The following is a 17,123-nucleotide window of genomic DNA, read 5'->3' as shown; positions in this document are numbered from 1 at the left end:
GTGCCCGTCAGCTCTCCTCGTCGTCGACGCGCACCATGGCCACCGGGTTGGTGATGGCATCAGGCTCAGCCGGCTCGCGAACCCCGGGCACCGGTGCCAGCCGGGGCGTGGCCGGCTCCACCAGCGGGGCGTCACCCACCTGGGCGGCCAGGTCCTCCAGCATCGCCACCGCGTCATTGATGACCGGCTTGTCCCCGGTCCTCACCCCGTGCAGCAGCCAACGCGCCAGGCTCAGCTCACTGACCAGCTCGGCCCGCTCACGCAGGTGGCGGTCAACGCCCTCGGATCTGGCGATGTCGTAGGCGTCCTCAATGGAGTCCAGGCAGTCCACCGGCGCCGAGGAGTACACCCAGGCCAGGTCCTCGGCGGGGTCTCCCACATGCGCCTGGGACCAGCCCCGCACGGCCACCACCGTGCCACCTGCCACCAGGACGTTCTCCTCAGCGAGGTCGCCGTGGACCACAGTGGGGCGGAAGCGCCACAGGGCGGTGTCCTCCAGGGCCTGCTCCCAGCGCCCCAGCAGCGCCGGTGGCGTCCTGCCCGTCGCGGCGGTGTCGTCCAGCAGGCTCAGCCAGCGCCGACGCACCTCCTCGGCGTCGTAGACCGGCATACCGGCCTCGGAGATCACCGTCATGGACAGCTCGTGGATCTCACCGAGCGCCTTGCCCAGGCCCGCCGACATCCCCGGCCCCGGCCGGAGCATCTCCACCGGGATCGGCTTGCCCTCCACATGGGAGCGGACCTGAATGTGCGCGTCCTTCTGACGCAGGGACCCGGCGACGCGAGGAACATCGAAGGAGAGCCGTCCGTCGTCGACGACCCGTCCGATGCGGCGCAGCACCTCGGCCTCGGCCTCCAAGGAGGCGCCCACGGCATCGTTGCGGGCCTCATGGACCTCCCAGTGGCGGCCCTGGGTGTCGATGACGCCAATGATGTGGCGCTCAGGGGTCTCGGACTGCGGCAGCGCCAGCCGAGTCGGGTTGAGGCCACCGACGGCGACGCTCGCCATCGCCGCCAGAGAGAGCGCGGAGTGGCGAGGGCGAGGAGTCTCGGCGGGCTGAGCCTGCCGGGCCGGCGTGCTGCTCCGGGGCGGCTCGGCCGAGGCACCCGGCAGCGGGGCCACGACCACGGGCGCCCGATAGTCCTCGTCGGACCGCTGATCGGAGGGCTCAGCCTGTTGCTGGTGGTTGTCCTCATCGCCGGCTTGAGCCTCAGCGTGCTCGACGTCGGAGGTCACCTCATCGGCAAGGCTGTCGACACCGCCGTCGACATCAGTGGTGCCGGGGGCGTCCGGGGACTGCGGAGGCTGTGACATGGTCCAACCGTAGGCGACAGGTCCTATGTCTCGCAGGACAGCCGCGCCCGTCCGCTGGCGGCAAACGTTCAGGGACGTGGGCAACGGCTTGAGGAATGTGCCAGAAGACCGATGTTATCCACAGGTTATGTTGAGGTGGTGGCCATGGTGTGACCAGGTGCCCTAGAGTTTATCCGTGACAATGGTCACCGACCGGCTGGTGTGTCACGGCTCAGTGCAGAGCCCCGGGTCGGTCCTCACATCATCCTCACTCCTCCCCTCATACGACTCCCACGCTGAGAGGCATCATGGACGCTGCCGATCTTCTCCTGACCGAGGTTCGCGAGCTGGTGCGCGCTCGCGGCATCGACCCTCTCAAGGACGCCTCCGACCTCGACCAGCTCGTCACCCAGGCCGAGGAGGACTATCTGCGTCGCTCCGACGCCGGACTCGTCCCGCCGCTCATCGATCCCAAGGGGGCACGCACCCACGTGCTCGACTCCATGGCGGGACTGGGCCCGCTCCAGGGCTACCTCGACGACGAGTCCATTGAGGAGATCTGGGTCAACGCCCCCGGCCGAGTCTTCGTCGCCCGCTCCGGACGCCCCGAGCTGACCACCACGATCCTGGAGAGTGAGGACCTCGCGGTCCTGGTCGAACGGATGCTGCGGGCCTCCGGGCGCCGCCTGGACCTGTCCAGCCCCTTCGTCGACGCCCAGCTCGCCGGGGGACAGCGGCTCCACGTCGTCATCCCACCCATCACCTCCCAGCACTGGGCGGTCAACATCCGCAAGCACACCTCCCGCGCCTCCCGCACCGCCGACCTCGTGCGTATGGGCTCACTGACCAGCCAGGTCGCCGCCTTCCTGGACGCCTCCGTGCAGGCCGGCCTCAACATCCTGGTCTCGGGCGCCACCCAGGCCGGCAAGACCACCATGGTCAGGGCACTGGCCGGAGCGATCCCGGGCGCGCAGCGGGTCATCTCCTGCGAGGAGGTCTTCGAGCTCGCCCTGCGCAACCGTGACTGCGTGGCCATGCAGACCCGGCCGCCCAACCTTGAGGGCGTCGGAGAGATCAGCCTGCGGCGCCTGGTCAAGGAGGCCCTGCGCATGCGCCCCGACCGCCTCCTCATCGGAGAGGTCCGCGAGGCCGAGGCCCTGGACCTCCTCATCGCCATGAACTCGGGCCTTCCGTCCATGTGCACCATCCATGCCAACTCCGCCAGGGAGGCCATCATCAAGATCTGTACGCTTCCGCTGCTGGCGGGGGAGAACGTCTCCAGCGACTTCGTGGTCCCCACCGTCGCCAGCGCCATCGACCTGGTCGTCCACCTCGACCTGGATCGCAGCGGGCGCCGTACGGTGCGAGAGGTCGCGGCCCTGTCCGGCCGGGTGGAGAACGGCATCATCGAGCTCTCCGACGTCTTCCACCGCGACCCCACCGGCAACCTCGTCCGGGGCGCCGGAGCGCCTGACGCCGCCGAGCGCTTCAATCGGGCCGGTCACGACCTCACCGCCCTGCTCAGCTCCCGCCCCGCAGGCCCCCAGGAGGCCTTCTGATGGGCGCCGTCGCTGGGCTCCTGGGCGGGGTGGGGCTGCTCCTGATCTGGATGGCCTGCACCTCCGACCCGCCTCAGTGGCGCTCGAGGCGCTCCCGTCTCCTGGCCGACATCCTGGTCCAGGCCGGTGCCGGCCGCACCAGCCCCGCGATGTTCGTCCTGGGGTCGATCGGGCTGGGGCTGCTGATCGGTCTGGTCTTCCTGGGAATGTCCCGAGCCTGGCCGGTGGCCGTGGCCTTCACCGCCATCTTCACGGCGATTCCTTTCCTTGTCATCTCCTCGCGAGCGCGTAACCGCCGCACCCGGCTGCGCGAGGTGTGGCCCGAGGCCGTCGACACCCTCGTCTCCGGCGTTCGTGCGGGCATGAGCCTGCCGGAGGCGCTGACCAACCTCGGTGAGCGCGGCCCGGAGGCAGTCCGCCCCCAGTTCCGGGCCTTCGCCACCGACTACGCCGCCTCGGCCCGCTTCGACAGCTCCCTGGACCGTCTCAAGGCCCGTTTCGCAGACCCGGTCGCCGACCGGATCGTTGAGGCCCTGCGCCTGGCCCACGAGGTCGGAGGCACTGACCTGGGGACGCTGCTGCGTTCCCTGTCGCAGATGCTGCGTGAGGACATGCGCACCCGAGGTGAGCTCGAGGCTCGCCAGTCCTGGACCGTCAACGGCGCCAAGGTCGCGGTCGCCGCCCCGTGGCTGGTCCTGGCGCTGCTGTCCAGCCGGCCTCAGGCAGCAGCGGCCTACGCCACCGGCGCCGGAGCCGTCATTCTCCTGATCGGAGCCGTTGTATCGGTCATCGCCTACCGGCTCATGCTGCGCCTGGGGCGGCTGCCCGAGGAGGAGAGGACGCTGCGATGAACCCCATGAACGCGATGCTCACCGGAGGACTCGCCGGGCTGCTGGGGGCCCTGGGCGTCCTGTGCGTCATCTCGGCCCTCCGCCGACGTCGCCCCACACTCATGGCCCGCCTGGAGCCCTACGTCCACCGCCGGCCCACGACCTCCGGCCTGCTGGCCGCTCCGGCAGGGCCGACCTCTGACGGGAGCACCGTCGTCGGCCTGCTCATGGCCTCCACCGCACGTGCTCTCAGTCTCGGCAGGCTGATGGACACCCTGGGCTCGTCGGCCGACTCGGTCCGGCGGCGCTTGACGCGATCAGGGTCGTCACTGGGGGTCGATCAGTTCCGCCTCCAGCAGGTCCTGTGGTCGACGACGGCGCTCCTGCTCGTCCTGACTGCAGGCGGCCTGGCGGCCCTGGCCCGTTCCGTCAACGTGCCCGCGCTCATCCTCCTGTGCCTCATGGGCACAGTGGCCGGGGCCGCTGCCCGCGACTGGTGGCTCAGCCGGGCCGTGGCGAAGCGGCTGTCACGGATCGAGGCGCAGCTGCCCGACGTCGTCGAGCTGCTGGCCCTGGCGGTGGGGGCCGGTCAGGGGCCGGTGCCAGCCATCGAGCGCATCGTCGCGCTGGGCCGGGGCGACCTCGTCGACGAGCTGAGCAGCACTCTGACCGACATTCGCTCCGGTACGGTCCTGTCCACAGCCCTGGACCGTATGGAGCGGCGAGTCGGTTCCGTCCACGTCACCCGTCTGTGCGAGGCGATCATCGTGGCCCTTGAGCGCGGCACACCGTTGGCCGAGGTCCTACGCTCCCAGGCCGCCGACGTGCGTGAGGCGGCGCGCCAGGACCTCATGGAGGAGGGCGGCAGACGGGAGATCGCCCAGATGGTCCCCGTGGTCTTCCTCGTCCTGCCCATTACCGTCGTCTTCGCCCTCTTCCCGGGACTGTTCGTCCTCAGGCTGGGGGTGTGAAGCGCCCCCACCCTCCCGCACCTGTGGAGCCCAATCGGCCTCCGTCCTCTTGCCCAGAATCCCGACCGATAGCAAGGAGCAGTCATGAAGCGCCTCATCCCTCCCACATCCCGCCGCCCTCACCCCGGTTCCCGGTCGTGGCCTGCCACCGGTACGGCCCGGATCGATCTGCGCGATGAGCGCGGCGACGTCCCCGGCTGGGTCCTGGTGACCCTCATGACCGCGGGGCTCGTCGTGGCTCTGTGGACGGTGGCCGGCAGCACGCTGACCGAGGTCTTCCTCAACGCCATCGCGAAGGTGACCAGTGCGATCTGAACGAGTGCCTCGCCTCAGGCTGCTCCACCGGGCTGGCCGCGTCCCGCCCCATCTGGGTCGCCCCTGTCCGCGCGAGCACAACGAGTCGGGCTCGGCCGTCGTCGACTTCGTCATGGTCGGTGCGCTCGTCATCGTCGTGTTCGTGGCGCTCCTCCAGGTGGCCCTGGGGGTCTACGCCCGCAACGTCCTCACCGACGCTGCGGGTGACGGCGCTCGTCGAGCCGCACTGGTCGGGGGCACGGAGGCCGAGGCGCGCCAGCGGGTGCAGGTTCTGACCGACGCCGCCCTCAGGCGTGGCTACGTGGATACCGTTACCGTCTCGCGGGTGCCCTCCGGCGACCTGAGGATCGTTGAGGTGACGGTGACAGCGCCCTTCCCGGTCCTGGGGCTGTTCGGCCCCGGAGGGACACTTCGGGTTACCGGGCACGCCATCGATGAGTCCTCCCTGATCCAGGAGAGGTGAGCTCGGGTGGTAGGCATGGTCGGCTCAAGGCGTCGCGGTCGCCGAGCCGCGCCGCGGTCGCCGAGGGCGGTGCCGGCCCCCGCCCTCATCGCCGGAAGGGCAGTCAGCCGGCTCCGAGAGGCACTCAGGGAAGGTCGCCGAACCGTCCGACGGCTCATGAGCCAGGAGGAGGGCAATGCGATCGTCGAGTTCATCGGGTGGAGCGCCATCCTGGTGGTGCCCGTGCTCTACCTGGTGGTGACGCTCGCCCAGCTCCAGGCCACGACCTTCGCCGTCGCCTCGGCGGCCGACGCCGCCAGCCGGGTGCTGGAGGTCGATGACTCGCCCTACGCGATGGACAACGCGCAGCTGGCCATGCAGCTGTCCCTGTCCGATCAGGGCATCGATGCCGACCCGTCGGGCTCCCTGTCGATCACCTGTGCTCACGGCTGCGCCCGGGGACAGGCGGCGATGGTCGAAGTCTCAGTCGGTGTGGACCTGCCGGGCTTCGCCTCGCTGGGGATCGGCCGGGACGTCGTCGTGGTGGCCACTGAGCGCTCCATCACCCTGCCGGGCAAGGAGGAGCCGTGAACCGGAACTCCGCTCCCAGGGCCGTCCGAGGTCGGGCCCGCGCCCTGCTGCGTCGGCTGCACCGCGAGGAGGACGGGCAGACGCTTCTCCTGGGGGTCGGGCTCATCTGCGTCGTCCTCGCGCTGCTGTTCGTTGCGGCTTCGGCAACCGCCGTCTACCTCGACCTCAAGACCCTCACGTCACTGGCGGACTCGGCTGCTGCCGCGGGAGCCGACAGCGTGGAGGCGCACCCTTACTACGGGGGCGGTGTCACGGATGAAGCACCCGGGTCCCTCACCGACGCAGGGGTGGGGAGCAAGGCGGCCGAGGACCTGTCCGCCCAACCGGCAGCGGCCAGGCTGGAAGGGGTCATGATCGTCAGCGCCCGGGCTACTGACAGCCGGACCGCCGTCGTGACGCTGCAGGCCCGCTCCCGCCCGCCTTTCCTTCCTTGGGGGATCCTCCCGGCCGAGGGCTTCACCATCACCGCCACCGGCTCTGCCCGAATGACGACGACGCAGTGAGTCGGCGGACTCACTGCGTCGAGATGGATGGGTGAAAGGTTGTGTGTGGCCGGAGGCGGCCCGCCGCTCAGGCCTGCTCGACGAAGCCCGCCGAGACCACGGGGGAGGGGTGCCGGCGCAGATGCATCCGGGACCGCAGCTCCTCAGTCTGCCGGCGCGAGAGCTGGGCGATGTAGGCCCGCTTCACCGTGAACAGGATGTTGAGCCCCACCAGGAGGTAGAAGGCGTTGGCGATGACGCTGGGCCAGGCGCCGGAGCTCGCGCAGTTGATCGTCAGCAGCACGGAGCCGGTGATGTTGAGGGCCTGATACTTGAGCGAATCGCCGGCGATCGTGCCCTTGGAGACCAGGAAGTAGGCCACGAGGAGCTCAGCGGCACCGATCCAGCCGCCGATAGAGATGAGGGAGGAGAGCACGTCGTTCACGGGGACGATTCTTAGACACCCCCGAATGAAGGTCAATCGCATCTATCTGCATGAGGGATGTAGATTTACTTCATGCAGGTATTGCCCCAGAGGCTCTCGGTTCTATTGGCCGTCCATCGAGCCGGAGGAGTCGTCGCAGCGGCAGATTTCCTTCATATAACGCCGTCGGCGGTCTCCCAGCAGATTCGCCTCCTGGAGCGCGAGTGCGGCGCCCGGGTCCTGGATCGCACGCCCACCGGAGCCGTGCTCACGGCGGCCGGGAAGGTTCTGGCGGACGCGGCCGAGCGCATCGAGGACGAGCTGACCACCGTGCGCCGCGAGCTGGCGGACCTGGACGACTCCATCCCCTCCGGTGTGGTGCGTGTCGGGAGCTTCGCCTCCGCCGTCCGGGCGCTCCTGCTGCCCCTCCTCAGCTCGCTGGCGGCCACCAGCCCCGAGCTGGAGGTGATCGTCGAGGAGGTCGAGGAGCGCAACGCCCTGCCCCGCCTGCGTCGCGGCGAGCTCGACCTGGTCCTCATCGAGCGTGACGAGCACACGCTGCCCGCGGCGCCTCGGGGCATGGTCGACATCCCGCTGCTGGACGAGTCCTGGCTCGTCGTCGTGCCGGCCGAGCAGGCGGCGCCCTCGACCCTGGCGGACCTGGCGCGCGCCACCTGGATCGATCTGGCCCCGGGAACCGCCGGCGCCTTCGCCCTGGACCGTCTCGAGCGCCAGCTGGGAGTGCCGTTGACGACACGGCACGTCGCCTATGACTACGACGTCGTGCTGGCCATGGTCAGTCAGGGCCTGGGCTGCGCGCTTCTACCCGAGCTGGCCGTCTACTCCGGGCTCGTCCCCGATGAGCTCAGTGTGGTGCGCCTACCCGGGCTGGGCGTGCGCCAGCTGGTGGTGCGCCACCGATCGACCCGCACCGAGCCGGGCCCGGCGACACGCGCGGTGCTCGAGGCGCTGCTCTCCCAGGCCCAGGGCATTGAGCTGGGGTGAGTGACAGATGAGGGGACCACTGTGGGAGTGACGAGCCGTCGAGCGAGCCTGAGTCCGCCCCGACGGCGCCCCTCGCAGGTTCTGCCGTAGACTCCCCTTCGTGGCCACTGACTTCTCCGCTGAGATCGAACGACTCCGACACACCTACGCCTCCATTGCCGCGGTGACCGACCCTGAGGCCCTGCGCGCCCGGATCGCCGAGCTCTCCGAGCAGGCCTCCGCACCCGACCTGTGGGATGACCCCGACTCCGCCCAGGTGGTCACCTCCGCGCTGTCCCACGCCCAGGCCGACCTCAAGCGGGTCGAGAGCCTGGGGGAGCGCATCGAGGACCTCGAGGCGATGGTCGAGCTCGCCGGCGAGGAGGAGGGCGAGGACGCCGCCGAGATCCTCGCCGAAGCCGAGACGGACCTGGCGGCCATCAGCAAGGACCTCTCCGACCTAGAGATCCGCACGCTGCTCAGCGGCGAGTACGACCCCCGCGACGCCGTCATCACCATCCGCTCGGGCGCCGGCGGCGTGGACGCCGCCGACTTCGCCGAGATGCTCCTGCGCATGTACACCCGCTGGGCCGAGCGGCACGACTACCCCGTCAAGGTCCTCAACACCTCCTACGCCGAGGAGGCGGGCCTGAAGTCGGTCACCTTCGAGGTCCACGCGCCCTACGCCTACGGGACCCTGAGCGTCGAGGGCGGCACGCACCGCCTGGTGCGCATCAGCCCCTTCGACAACCAGGGCCGCCGCCAGACCTCCTTCGCCGCCGTCGAGGTCATCCCGCTCATCGAGTCCACCGACCACATCGACATCCCCGAGACCGACATCCGCATCGACGTCTTCCGCTCCTCGGGCCCCGGCGGGCAGAGCGTCAACACCACCGACTCCGCCGTGCGCATCACCCACCTGCCCACGGGCCTGGTGGTCTCCATGCAGGACGAGAAGTCCCAGATCCAGAACCGCGCCGCCGCCATGCGCGTCCTCCAGTCGCGCCTGCTCCTGCTCAAGCAGCAGGAGGAGGACGCCAAGAAGAAGGAGCTCGCCGGGGACGTCAAGGCCTCCTGGGGGGACCAGATGCGCTCCTACGTTCTCAACCCCTATCAGATGGTCAAGGACCTGCGGACCAACTTCGAGGTCGGTAACCCCGACTCGGTGTTCGACGGCGACATCGACGGCTTCATCGACGCCGGCATCCGCTGGCGCAAGCAGCAGGAAACGGCCGAGGACTGATCTGCTCGCTTCATCAGAAACGGCATCGGAGTCAGGGATCCCCCGGAGGGGTCCCTGATTTCTTTTCGGTGCGCCCCTGATTCTTCCGGGGTGCGATTGAGAGCGCAAAATGGTGGGCGTACCGTGAATTTCATGAGTACATCACATGGAAAACCTCGGTCGGTGGAAGTCTCATCAACGCTCTCGTCTCTTGAGTCCTCGGATCTCAGTGGGGATCGATCGGATCAAGGTCGTCGCCTCCCCGCGGGCGGAAAGGTTCTGCGCATCGTGATTGCGTTTGCGATGATGTTCGCCTGTGCGCTCACGCCGCCTTTACTGAGTCAGATTCCTGCTGTCCGGTCCTTTGCTCTCGCGCACTCGCATCCCCAGGGTAATGCCGACGACTTAGTCATGGCTGCCTTCGTTCTGTTGCTCTATGGGACGGCAACGATTCTGGTTCTCATGCTGTGCTATGTGCTGCGTCGTACTCTTGATCGCGGCCGCCGCGTCAGCCTATGTTTGCGTTTAGATCGTCGAGCCCTGTTGTGGGTGGTGGGGATGGTTCTCGTTGCAGTCGCGGTGAATCTCGCGGTCGCCGGTATTGTCCACGCCCTCGGTCTTGCTGGTGGGAATGAGGGGGTTCCGGACCGGCCTTGGTGGATTATGGCTGTGACGATCTTCTCTCAGGCCTTTCTTCTGCAGGGTATCCCTGAAGAGATAATCTGGCGAGGCTGGCTCTTCTCCTCGCTGGGCGAGACGCGTTGTGCAGCAGTGTCCAGCGTCCTCGGGTTCACTGTTCTTCACCTTCTATCCCAAGGGGGTCAGCAGAACCTGCTGGAGCACCTCACGTATCTCGCTCCACCGTGTGGATTTGCGGTGACGGCATTGATCGTTCGGACGATCTCCGGGTCGACCTGGGCGGCCATCGGCGTGCACGGAGGAATTCATGTGGCGAACGACATGCTGTCGGACTGGCTGCATCTTCCTCACGGGTCGATCACCTGGATTCTCCAGGGCCTGCTCTGGGCAGCGGTCGGTCTTCTCATTCTCGCCTTCCACCGCCGTCGTCAGCGTCTGGCGGCGTTGACAGGCCAGACATGTTGACGCCCTCCATCTTCAGGAGCCATTCCTTACGGTCGACTCCTCCGGCGTAACCGCGCAGGCTTCCGTCGGAGGCGAGCACGCGGTGGCACGGCACGATGAGAGCGATCGAGTTGTGTCCGACCGCGCCACCCACGGCCTGTGCCGACATGTGCCTCCGGCCAGTACGCCGGGCGACCTCCGTGGCGATGCGAGCATAGGTGCTGGTGGCGCCGAAGGGGATGGAGAGCATGATGGCGGTGACCATCTTCTTGAAGTCGGAGCCCTCGACCCTGATCGGCGGGGTGAAGCCCGGGTCGGTGCCCTCGAAGTAGGCGTCGAGCCACCGGGCCGTCTGCGTGAAGACAGGCAGGAGCGGCTGGACCACAGCCTCGTCGCTGATTGTCGAGCGGTCGTACTTCTGGCCGTCGAACCACAGGCCCGTGAGGTGCTCACCATCGCTGGCCATGGTCATGGCTCCCAAGGGGGACTCGTAATGGTTGAGGTAGTGCATCGATTCCTTTCTCGTGTTCCTCGTGGTGCTCATGCTGTCACGCTCGAGCACGGTTCTGCCGCGCATCTGCTCGCTGCGGATCCGCGTGCACCGTCTCACCTCCGCCGTCGTCGCCAATGCTCCGGGGCTCCCTTAGGCTTGGCCACGGTGCGCACGGACGGTCCGATCGATCGCCGTCGTCGCGCAGAACCTCCGCTCACACCCTGACGAAAGGCGCAGACGAGCAGTGGCTGAGTACATCTACCAGATGATTAAGGCGCGCAAGGCCCACGGTGACAAGGTCATCCTCGACGACGTCACCATGGCCTTCCTCCCCGGAGCCAAGATCGGCATGGTCGGCCCCAACGGCGCCGGCAAGTCCTCCATCCTCAAGATCATGGCCGGCATCGACCAGCCCTCCAACGGCGAGGCCCGCCTGACCCCCGGCTACAGCGTCGGCATCCTCCTGCAGGAGCCCCCGCTCAACGAGGACAAGACAGTACTCGGCAACGTCGAGGAGGGCGTTGCCGAGATCAAGTCCAAGCTGGACCGCTACAACGAGATCAGTGCCGCCATGGCGGACCCGGACGCTGACTTCGACGCCCTCATGGCGGAGATGGGCACCCTCCAGGACGCCCTGGACGCCGCCAACGCCTGGGACCTCGACTCCCAGCTCGAGCAGGCCATGGACGCCCTGCGCTGCCCCCCACCGGACGCCGAGGTCAAGCACCTCTCCGGTGGTGAGCGCCGCCGCGTCGCCCTGTGCAAACTGCTTCTCGAGGCCCCCGACCTCCTCCTCCTGGACGAGCCCACCAACCACCTCGACGCCGAGTCCGTGCTCTGGCTCGAGCAGCACCTGGCCAGCTACCAGGGCGCCGTCATCGCCGTCACCCACGACCGCTACTTCCTTGACCACGTCGCCGAGTGGATCGCCGAGGTCGACCGCGGTCACCTCTACCCCTACGAGGGCAACTACTCCACCTACCTGGAGACCAAGGAGAAGCGCCTCGAGGTCCAGGGCAAGAAGGACGCCAAGCTCGCCAAGCGCCTCAAGGAGGAGCTCGAGTGGGTGCGCTCCTCGGCCAAGGGACGCCAGGCCAAGTCCAAGGCCCGTCTGGCCCGCTACGAGGAAATGGCCGCCGAGGCTGAGCGCACCCGCAAGCTCGACTTCGAGGAGATCCAGATCCCGCCGGGGCCCCGCCTGGGCAACCAGGTCCTGGAGGCCACCAACCTCAACAAGGGCTTTGACGGGCGCACCCTCATCGACGGGCTCTCCTTCACCCTGCCGCGCAACGGCATCGTCGGGGTCGTCGGCCCCAACGGCGTCGGAAAGTCCACCCTGTTCAAGACCATCGTGGGCCTGGAGCCGCTCGACGGCGGAGAACTCAAGATCGGTCAGACCGTCAAGCTCTCCTACGTCGACCAGTCCCGAGCCGGTATCGACCCCAAGAAGACCCTCTGGGAGGTTGTCTCCGACGGGCTGGACTACATCCAGGTCGGCAACGTGGAGATGCCCTCGCGCGCCTACGTCGCCTCCTTCGGCTTCAAGGGGGCCGACCAGCAGAAGCCGGCCGGCGTCCTCTCCGGCGGAGAGCGCAACCGCCTCAACCTGGCCCTGACCCTCAAGCAGGGCGGCAACCTCATCCTCCTGGACGAGCCCACCAACGACCTCGACGTCGAGACCCTGGGCTCCCTGGAGAACGCCCTGCTGGAGTTCCCCGGCTGCGCCGTGGTCATCACCCACGACCGCTGGTTCCTCGACCGCGTGGCCACCCACATCCTGGCCTGGGAGGGAACCGACGAGAACCCTGCCAGCTGGTACTGGTTCGAGGGGAACTTCGCCTCCTACGAGGAGAACAAGGTCGAGCGCCTCGGCCCCGAGGCGGCCCGCCCCCACCGGGTCACCTACCGGAAGCTGACTCGGGACTGAGTGGAGCCCGCCCGGTCGACCGCGTAAGAAGGAGAAGCGCCATTCCCTCAGCCAGGCTGCCGAGGGAATGGCGTTTCTCGTCCTGCTTCAGAAGGCGACTTCATACGTCTTGTCGGTTGGAGTCGATTGCACTTAAGGTGCTGGTGGAGGTGTCATGATGAGTAGGAATACCCCAGGACTCATCCCCGAAGGCGGCGTTATCGGGAAGCTTCCGTTCGACGGGCAGTGGCTGACCGAGCGCAGTCCCACACGCCGCGTTCCCAGCCATGGGACTCACCTGTTCGCCACCACGTACGCGTTTGACTTTGTCGCCGTCGACGACGATGGTCTCACGGCTCCAGCACGCAGCATGCGTGCGCTCTTCACCCCCGAACCGCCAGAGCTCTTCCACGCCTTCGGTCGTCCCTTGCACTCGCCCGTTGCGGGAACCGTGGTCTCCGTTCACGACGGCGAGCCCGACCACGTGGCGCGCCGTTCCGTCCTGACTCGCATCCCGTACGGATTGAGTCAGCCCCAACGAATTCGGCAGGGACTTCCCGCCATCCCTGGAAACCACATCATCATCCAGGTTGCCGAGGGGCCTCATTGCGTGGGACTCGTGCACCTTCAGCGAGGCTCCGTCCAGGTGTCGTCCGGCGACCGGGTGAGCGCAGGCGATCAGATCGGTCGATGCGGCAACTCCGGGAACTCCACGCAGCCCCACCTTCACATCCAAGCGATGGACAGTCCAGATCTCCGTATCGCGAAGGGGGTTCCGCTCCGTTTTGAGGAGTTCCGGCAACGCAGCCCGCAGCAGGGTGCTCCCTGGGCACTTCGGCGACAGTCATGCCCCGAGCAGGGGGCGGTCGTCGCTCAACCTTGATATGACGTCATGGAATGAGCCTCAGATCCGGCGTGCTGATCGGTCGCGGGGCGCTGCGACCAGATCGTGGTGAGAATCGGGGGATGGGCCTGCGGCGCAGTGCGCAGCTCCTGAATGGGGACGTACTTCTCCGGCGAGGACTGCGTTCTCCTGCAAACCTCTGAGATCCGGCCGCAGTCGTATGGGGGAGAAGTACGTCCTGGATGGAGAACGCAGTCCTCGATCCGTGTCCTCAAGGGGCGGGCGTCAGCCGGGGATGGCGCTGCCGTCGTCGCCCTCTCCCATGCGGATCCGCCAACGTCCCGAGCCGCCGTCGGACCGGGAGCCAGTGGGCATGCGGACCATGCCCTCCTGGGCGATGGTCGACACCAGCCGGCCGGTTGAGTCGAAGACCTGTGCGCGCGCCATGCCGCGGCCGCCCTGTGAGGAGGGGGAGTCCTGCACGTAGAGCAGCCAGTCGCCCATGTCGACGTCGCGATGGAACCACTGGGCGTGGTCGAGGGTCGCCAGGCTCATGCCCTCACTGCGCCAGGACAGTCCCTGGCTTCGCAGCACCGGCTCCAGCATCACCTGGTCGCACACGTAGGCCAGCAGCGCCCGGTGCACGGTCTGGGAGGTCTGCTCCGGGATGCGGCTGCGTGAGCGCATCCACAGGTGCTGGCGACCGGTGCGCTCCTTGGCGGGGCGCAGGTAGAGGTTGCCCTCCACGTGCCTGAGGTCGAAGGCCGCCGTGCGCCCCAGGAAACGCGCCACCGGATGATCGATGGTTCGGAAGATCTCCAGAGCGCTCGTCAAGTCCTCGGGGCGCGGAACTACGGGGGCTTCCACGTGGAGGTCGGCGCCCTCCTGCTCCTCCTGGAAGGAGGTGAGCATCGTCAGGATCGGCGTGCCCTCCTGGGAGGCGGCGGTGCGCCGTTGGGAGAAGGACCGCCCGTCGTGCAGGCGCTCGACGGCGAAGGTGATTGGTGTGTCGGGCTGACCGCCCCGCATGAAGAAGGCATGGACCGAGTGCGGTAGACGCTCACCGTCGCCGTCGTCCTCGATCGTGGCGGCCGCGGCCAGCATGCCCTGGGCCACCACCTGTCCTCCGTAGACCCGGCCCGAGAGCTGGGGCAGGGAGCCCCCGGAGAAGACATCCTCCCCGTCACCCGCCGCCAGGCTGAGGATCCGGGTCACCGACCCGAGGGGCTCCTCCGTGGCGGCGGGGACGGGGTATGGGGTTGTCACAGACCGAGCTCCTCCAGGATCGGCAGCTTGGCGCGCACCGCCGAGCGCGCGTCCTCAGCCGTCGCGGAGTCCAGAGCGATCCTCGCCAGTTCCTGGCACTCGGCGAGCGTGACGGACTTCAGGACGGCGTCAACATCAGGCAGAGCGCGCGCCGTCATGGACAGGGAGGCGACCCCCAGGCCCACGAGGACGGCGGCCAGCGCCGGGTCCGCGGCGGCCTCACCACACACGCCCACCGGACGTCCCTTGGGTGAGGCACCCTCGCAGGCGGTGCCGATCAGACGCAGAACGGCCGGCTGCCAGGCCGTGGACAGATCCGCCAGCGAGGACAGCAGACGGTCGGCCGCCATGACGTACTGGGTGAGGTCGTTGGTGCCCACCGAGGCGAAGTCGGCGTGCTCGAAGAGCTTGTCGGCCATGAGCGCGGCCGAGGGCACCTCGATCATCATTCCGGCCGTCTTCAGACCGTAGGAGCGGGCCTTCTGCGTGAAGGCCTCGGCCTCCTCGGCCGTGGAGATCATCGGGGCCATGACCCACACCTTCGCCTCGGTGGCGGCCTCGGCCTTGGCCAGGGCCTCGAGCTGGTGGTCCAGGACCTCGGGGTCGCGGCGCGTCGTGCGGTAGGCGCGCACACCGAGCGCCGGGTTGGCCTCGGTGGCGTCGGTCAGGAAGGGCAGCGGCTTGTCCGCTCCGGCGTCGAGGGTGCGCACCACGACCTTCTTGCCGGGGAAGGCCTCGAGGACACCCTGGTAGGCCTCCACCTGAGCCTCCACCGTGGGCTCCTCGGGCTGGTCCAGGAAGCAGAACTCGGTGCGGAACAGGCCGATGCCCATGGCTCCGGCCTCGGCGGCGCTACGGGCGCCGGCAGCGTCACCGACATTGGCCAGCAGCTGGACCTCGTGGCCGTCCTTCGTGGCTCCGTCACCGTTGAAGACACGCACGCGCGAGGCGAGCTCTCGCGCCCGGCGCAGGGCGTCCTCGGAGGGGTTGAGGGTGATGCTTCCCTTGGTGCCGTCGACCAGGACGATGTCGCCCTCGGCCAGCGCATCGGTGACCTTCTCGCCAGTGCCGACGATCGCCGGCATGCCCAGTGCGCGCGCCAGGATCGCGGTGTGGGAGGTGGGGCCGCCCTCGGAGGTGATGAAGGCGATGACCTTCTCGGGGTCCAGCAGCGCGGTGTCGGCCGGGGCCAGGTCGGCCGCCACGAGCACGAAGGGCTCGGGCAGGCGGGGGATCCCGGGCATCGGGGACTCGGTCAGGACGGCGACGATGCGGTCGCGCACGTCCTGGACGTCACGGGTGCGCTCGGCCATGTAGCCGCCCAGGGACTCCAGCATGGAGGCCAGAGTTCCTGCGGACTCCCACACGGCGCGCTCCGGAACCAGGCGCTTCTCGCGCACCATGGCCTGCGCCGTCGAGGTCAGGGTGGGGTCGGCAGCCATCTGCGCGGTGGTCTCGAGGAGCGTGCGTGCCTCGGCCTTGGCCTCGGCCGCGGACAGCTCCAGGCCCTTCTTAACCTGCTGGGCCGCCAGCGCGATGCGCTCGCACTCCTTCTCGACATCGCGACTGGGTTCGAGGGTCGCGATCTCGGGCTCAGGAATGGGAGGTGCCATCCTGGCGACGGGGCCGGCCACAAGGCCAGGGCTCACACCGATGCCGGACAGGGTTGTGGAGGTGGTGTCGGACGCTGTCATGTGGTGCTCCTCATCGGAGACGAATGGGGATCATTGCTCATTGTGCCCCGAGTGCGGCCGGAAAGAGACGTTTCCGCCAGGGGAATAACGATCTCCTCTGTGGGCGCGTCAAGGCATCTATCGCGTTCCCGTAAGGTTACGTGAGTGAGCCCCGTCATGCGAGGAAGGAGATCCTCCGGCGCGGTCGTCCGCTGTGCAGCAGGCCCTGCGGCCCGCGTGCGCACGCGTCTTCCTGCCGACTGGAACTCTTCGCCGCGGACAACGCGGAGGTGGGATAAAGTGATCGCGAGCACGAAGGACCTCAGCTGCCCGACCACGCGCATGACAGACGGGGATTGCGCAAGGGCGGGAACCGGGAAGGAGAAGCCATGAGCACTGCATCAGACATCGTCGCCGGTCTCGGCGGCCAGGAGAACATCACCGACCTCGAGCCCTGCATCACGCGTCTGCGCGTCGAGGTAGCCGACCAGACGAAGGTGGATGAGGAGGCGCTGCGAGCGGCCGGCGCCTTCGGCGTGGTGCGTTCGGGCCGCGTCGTCCAGGTCGTCGTGGGGCCCACGGCGGACAGCCTCGCCTCGGAGATCGCAGCGCTCTGAACTGATCGCCCCGTTCCCGGAGGGTCTGCGCACCCGCCCGGCTCCAGCACCTGCAACGCGGAGCCGGGCGGCCTGCCTTTCCCCGGACAGCGGTGGGCGCATGTCGGGACGTGTGACCCGATCTCGC

18 protein-coding genes are annotated in these 17,123 nt (G+C 68.3%); 13 read left to right on the top strand and 5 right to left on the bottom strand.

Translation table 11 applies throughout. The features are described from left to right. Positions 1-7 precede the first annotated feature (7 nt). Positions 8-1,315 carry a phosphotransferase gene (locus JJJ14_RS08740; RefSeq protein WP_201443889.1) on the bottom strand — a complete coding sequence of 436 codons (1,308 nt, stop codon included), beginning with the start codon at positions 1,313-1,315 and terminating at the stop codon, positions 8-10. Between the two features lie 287 nt (positions 1,316-1,602). Between JJJ14_RS08740 and JJJ14_RS08735 the strand changes: the two genes are divergently transcribed. The 7 genes from JJJ14_RS08735 (at position 1,603) to JJJ14_RS08705 (ending at position 6,505) form a co-directional block, all read left to right on the top strand. Further along, positions 1,603-2,853: a CpaF family protein gene (locus JJJ14_RS08735; RefSeq protein WP_201443888.1), complete on the top strand. Its 1,251-nt coding sequence runs from the start codon at positions 1,603-1,605 to the stop codon at positions 2,851-2,853. Then, positions 2,853-3,704 carry a type II secretion system F family protein gene (locus JJJ14_RS08730; protein ID WP_020991685.1) on the top strand — a complete coding sequence of 284 codons (852 nt, stop codon included), beginning with the start codon at positions 2,853-2,855 and terminating at the stop codon, positions 3,702-3,704. Before JJJ14_RS08735 ends, JJJ14_RS08730 begins: the two co-directional genes overlap by 1 nt. Beyond that, entirely contained in the window at positions 3,701-4,654 is a 954-nt protein-coding gene (locus JJJ14_RS08725; protein ID WP_201443887.1) for a type II secretion system F family protein, read from the top strand. Before JJJ14_RS08730 ends, JJJ14_RS08725 begins: the two co-directional genes overlap by 4 nt. 84 nt (positions 4,655-4,738) lie before the next feature. Beyond that, on the top strand, positions 4,739-4,969 hold the full coding sequence (locus tag JJJ14_RS08720; protein ID WP_201443886.1) for a hypothetical protein: 231 nt from the start codon (positions 4,739-4,741) through the stop codon (positions 4,967-4,969). Next, a complete protein-coding gene (locus tag JJJ14_RS08715) occupies positions 4,959-5,432 on the top strand; it encodes a TadE family protein (protein ID WP_201443885.1) in 474 nt (157 codons plus the stop codon). Before JJJ14_RS08720 ends, JJJ14_RS08715 begins: the two co-directional genes overlap by 11 nt. A gap of 156 nt (positions 5,433-5,588) precedes the next feature. Further along, a complete protein-coding gene (locus JJJ14_RS08710) occupies positions 5,589-6,002 on the top strand; it encodes a hypothetical protein (RefSeq protein ID WP_201443884.1) in 414 nt (137 codons plus the stop codon). After that, positions 5,999-6,505 carry a glycosyltransferase gene (locus JJJ14_RS08705; protein WP_201443883.1) on the top strand — a complete coding sequence of 169 codons (507 nt, stop codon included), beginning with the start codon at positions 5,999-6,001 and terminating at the stop codon, positions 6,503-6,505. Before JJJ14_RS08710 ends, JJJ14_RS08705 begins: the two co-directional genes overlap by 4 nt. Positions 6,506-6,572: 67 nt before the next feature. Here the strand turns inward: JJJ14_RS08705 and JJJ14_RS08700 are convergent, their stop codons facing one another. Beyond that, positions 6,573-6,929, bottom strand: coding sequence for a CBU_0592 family membrane protein (locus tag JJJ14_RS08700; protein WP_003786661.1), 357 nt, complete (start codon positions 6,927-6,929; stop codon positions 6,573-6,575). A gap of 72 nt (positions 6,930-7,001) precedes the next feature. On the opposite strand from JJJ14_RS08700, the gene JJJ14_RS08695 reads away from it, so the two are divergent. The 3 genes from JJJ14_RS08695 to JJJ14_RS08685 all read left to right on the top strand — a co-directional run bounded on the left by JJJ14_RS08695 (position 7,002) and on the right by JJJ14_RS08685 (position 10,218). Then, the gene (locus tag JJJ14_RS08695) at positions 7,002-7,913 is read left to right on the top strand and encodes a LysR family transcriptional regulator (protein WP_201443882.1); all 912 of its coding nucleotides are present in this window, start codon (positions 7,002-7,004) and stop codon (positions 7,911-7,913) included. A gap of 100 nt (positions 7,914-8,013) precedes the next feature. Then, the gene (prfB, locus tag JJJ14_RS08690) at positions 8,014-9,135 is read left to right on the top strand and encodes a peptide chain release factor 2 (RefSeq protein WP_010613489.1); all 1,122 of its coding nucleotides are present in this window, start codon (positions 8,014-8,016) and stop codon (positions 9,133-9,135) included. A 123-nt stretch (positions 9,136-9,258) separates the two neighbouring features. Next, on the top strand, positions 9,259-10,218 hold the full coding sequence (locus JJJ14_RS08685) for a CPBP family intramembrane glutamic endopeptidase (protein ID WP_236592784.1): 960 nt from the start codon (positions 9,259-9,261) through the stop codon (positions 10,216-10,218). On the opposite strand, the gene JJJ14_RS08680 is transcribed toward JJJ14_RS08685, so the two are convergent. Then, positions 10,157-10,741 (bottom strand): methylated-DNA--[protein]-cysteine S-methyltransferase, encoded by a 585-nt coding sequence (locus JJJ14_RS08680; protein ID WP_442859440.1) that lies wholly within the window; start codon positions 10,739-10,741, stop codon positions 10,157-10,159. The two genes, JJJ14_RS08685 and JJJ14_RS08680, sit on opposite strands and share 62 nt — an antisense overlap. 193 nt (positions 10,742-10,934) lie before the next feature. Between JJJ14_RS08680 and ettA the strand changes: the two genes are divergently transcribed. Further along, positions 10,935-12,617: an energy-dependent translational throttle protein EttA gene (gene ettA, locus JJJ14_RS08675; protein ID WP_201443881.1), complete on the top strand. Its 1,683-nt coding sequence runs from the start codon at positions 10,935-10,937 to the stop codon at positions 12,615-12,617. Between the two features lie 157 nt (positions 12,618-12,774). Next, on the top strand, positions 12,775-13,479 hold the full coding sequence (locus JJJ14_RS08670; RefSeq protein ID WP_201443880.1) for a M23 family metallopeptidase: 705 nt from the start codon (positions 12,775-12,777) through the stop codon (positions 13,477-13,479). A 246-nt stretch (positions 13,480-13,725) separates the two neighbouring features. Here JJJ14_RS08670 and JJJ14_RS08665 read toward each other — a convergent pair whose 3' ends face one another. Together JJJ14_RS08665 and ptsP are read right to left on the bottom strand one after the other, a co-directional pair. Further along, positions 13,726-14,706 carry an acyl-CoA thioesterase gene (locus JJJ14_RS08665; RefSeq protein ID WP_201443879.1) on the bottom strand — a complete coding sequence of 327 codons (981 nt, stop codon included), beginning with the start codon at positions 14,704-14,706 and terminating at the stop codon, positions 13,726-13,728. After that, complete coding sequence (gene ptsP / locus JJJ14_RS08660; RefSeq protein ID WP_101559689.1) at positions 14,703-16,400, bottom strand: phosphoenolpyruvate--protein phosphotransferase; 1,698 nt, start codon at positions 16,398-16,400, stop codon at positions 14,703-14,705. The genes JJJ14_RS08665 and ptsP overlap by 4 nt, the downstream gene beginning before the upstream one ends. A 368-nt stretch (positions 16,401-16,768) precedes the next feature. Here ptsP and JJJ14_RS08655 point away from each other — a divergent pair, with 368 nt between their 5' ends. Further along, entirely contained in the window at positions 16,769-16,996 is a 228-nt protein-coding gene (locus tag JJJ14_RS08655; protein WP_009407368.1) for a glucose PTS transporter subunit EIIB, read from the top strand. Positions 16,997-17,123: the final 127 nt, after the last annotated feature.

Origin of the sequence: Actinomyces sp. HMT 175 (genome assembly GCF_016694895.1) — a bacterium.
GTDB lineage: Bacteria > Actinomycetota > Actinomycetes > Actinomycetales > Actinomycetaceae > Actinomyces > Actinomyces oris.
Note: the sequence above shows the minus strand (reverse complement) of the source record. Positions and strands in the feature narration are given on the sequence as shown.

What these genes read in the sequence shown, in the direction of transcription:
- JJJ14_RS08740 (WP_201443889.1), bottom strand. Translation starts at nt 1,315, where the DNA reads ATGTCACAGCCTCCGCAGTCCCCGGACGCCCCCGGCACCACTGATGTC.
- JJJ14_RS08735 (WP_201443888.1), top strand. Translation starts at nt 1,603, where the DNA reads ATGGACGCTGCCGATCTTCTCCTGACCGAGGTTCGCGAGCTGGTGCGC.
- JJJ14_RS08730 (WP_020991685.1), top strand. Translation starts at nt 2,853, where the DNA reads ATGGGCGCCGTCGCTGGGCTCCTGGGCGGGGTGGGGCTGCTCCTGATC.
- JJJ14_RS08725 (WP_201443887.1), top strand. Translation starts at nt 3,701, where the DNA reads ATGAACCCCATGAACGCGATGCTCACCGGAGGACTCGCCGGGCTGCTG.
- JJJ14_RS08720 (WP_201443886.1), top strand. Translation starts at nt 4,739, where the DNA reads ATGAAGCGCCTCATCCCTCCCACATCCCGCCGCCCTCACCCCGGTTCC.
- JJJ14_RS08710 (WP_201443884.1), top strand. Translation starts at nt 5,589, where the DNA reads ATGAGCCAGGAGGAGGGCAATGCGATCGTCGAGTTCATCGGGTGGAGC.
- JJJ14_RS08695 (WP_201443882.1), top strand. Translation starts at nt 7,002, where the DNA reads ATGCAGGTATTGCCCCAGAGGCTCTCGGTTCTATTGGCCGTCCATCGA.
- JJJ14_RS08680 (WP_442859440.1), bottom strand. Translation starts at nt 10,741, where the DNA reads ATGAGCACCACGAGGAACACGAGAAAGGAATCGATGCACTACCTCAAC.
- JJJ14_RS08670 (WP_201443880.1), top strand. Translation starts at nt 12,775, where the DNA reads ATGAGTAGGAATACCCCAGGACTCATCCCCGAAGGCGGCGTTATCGGG.
- ptsP (WP_101559689.1), bottom strand. Translation starts at nt 16,400, where the DNA reads ATGACAGCGTCCGACACCACCTCCACAACCCTGTCCGGCATCGGTGTG.
- JJJ14_RS08655 (WP_009407368.1), top strand. Translation starts at nt 16,769, where the DNA reads ATGAGCACTGCATCAGACATCGTCGCCGGTCTCGGCGGCCAGGAGAAC.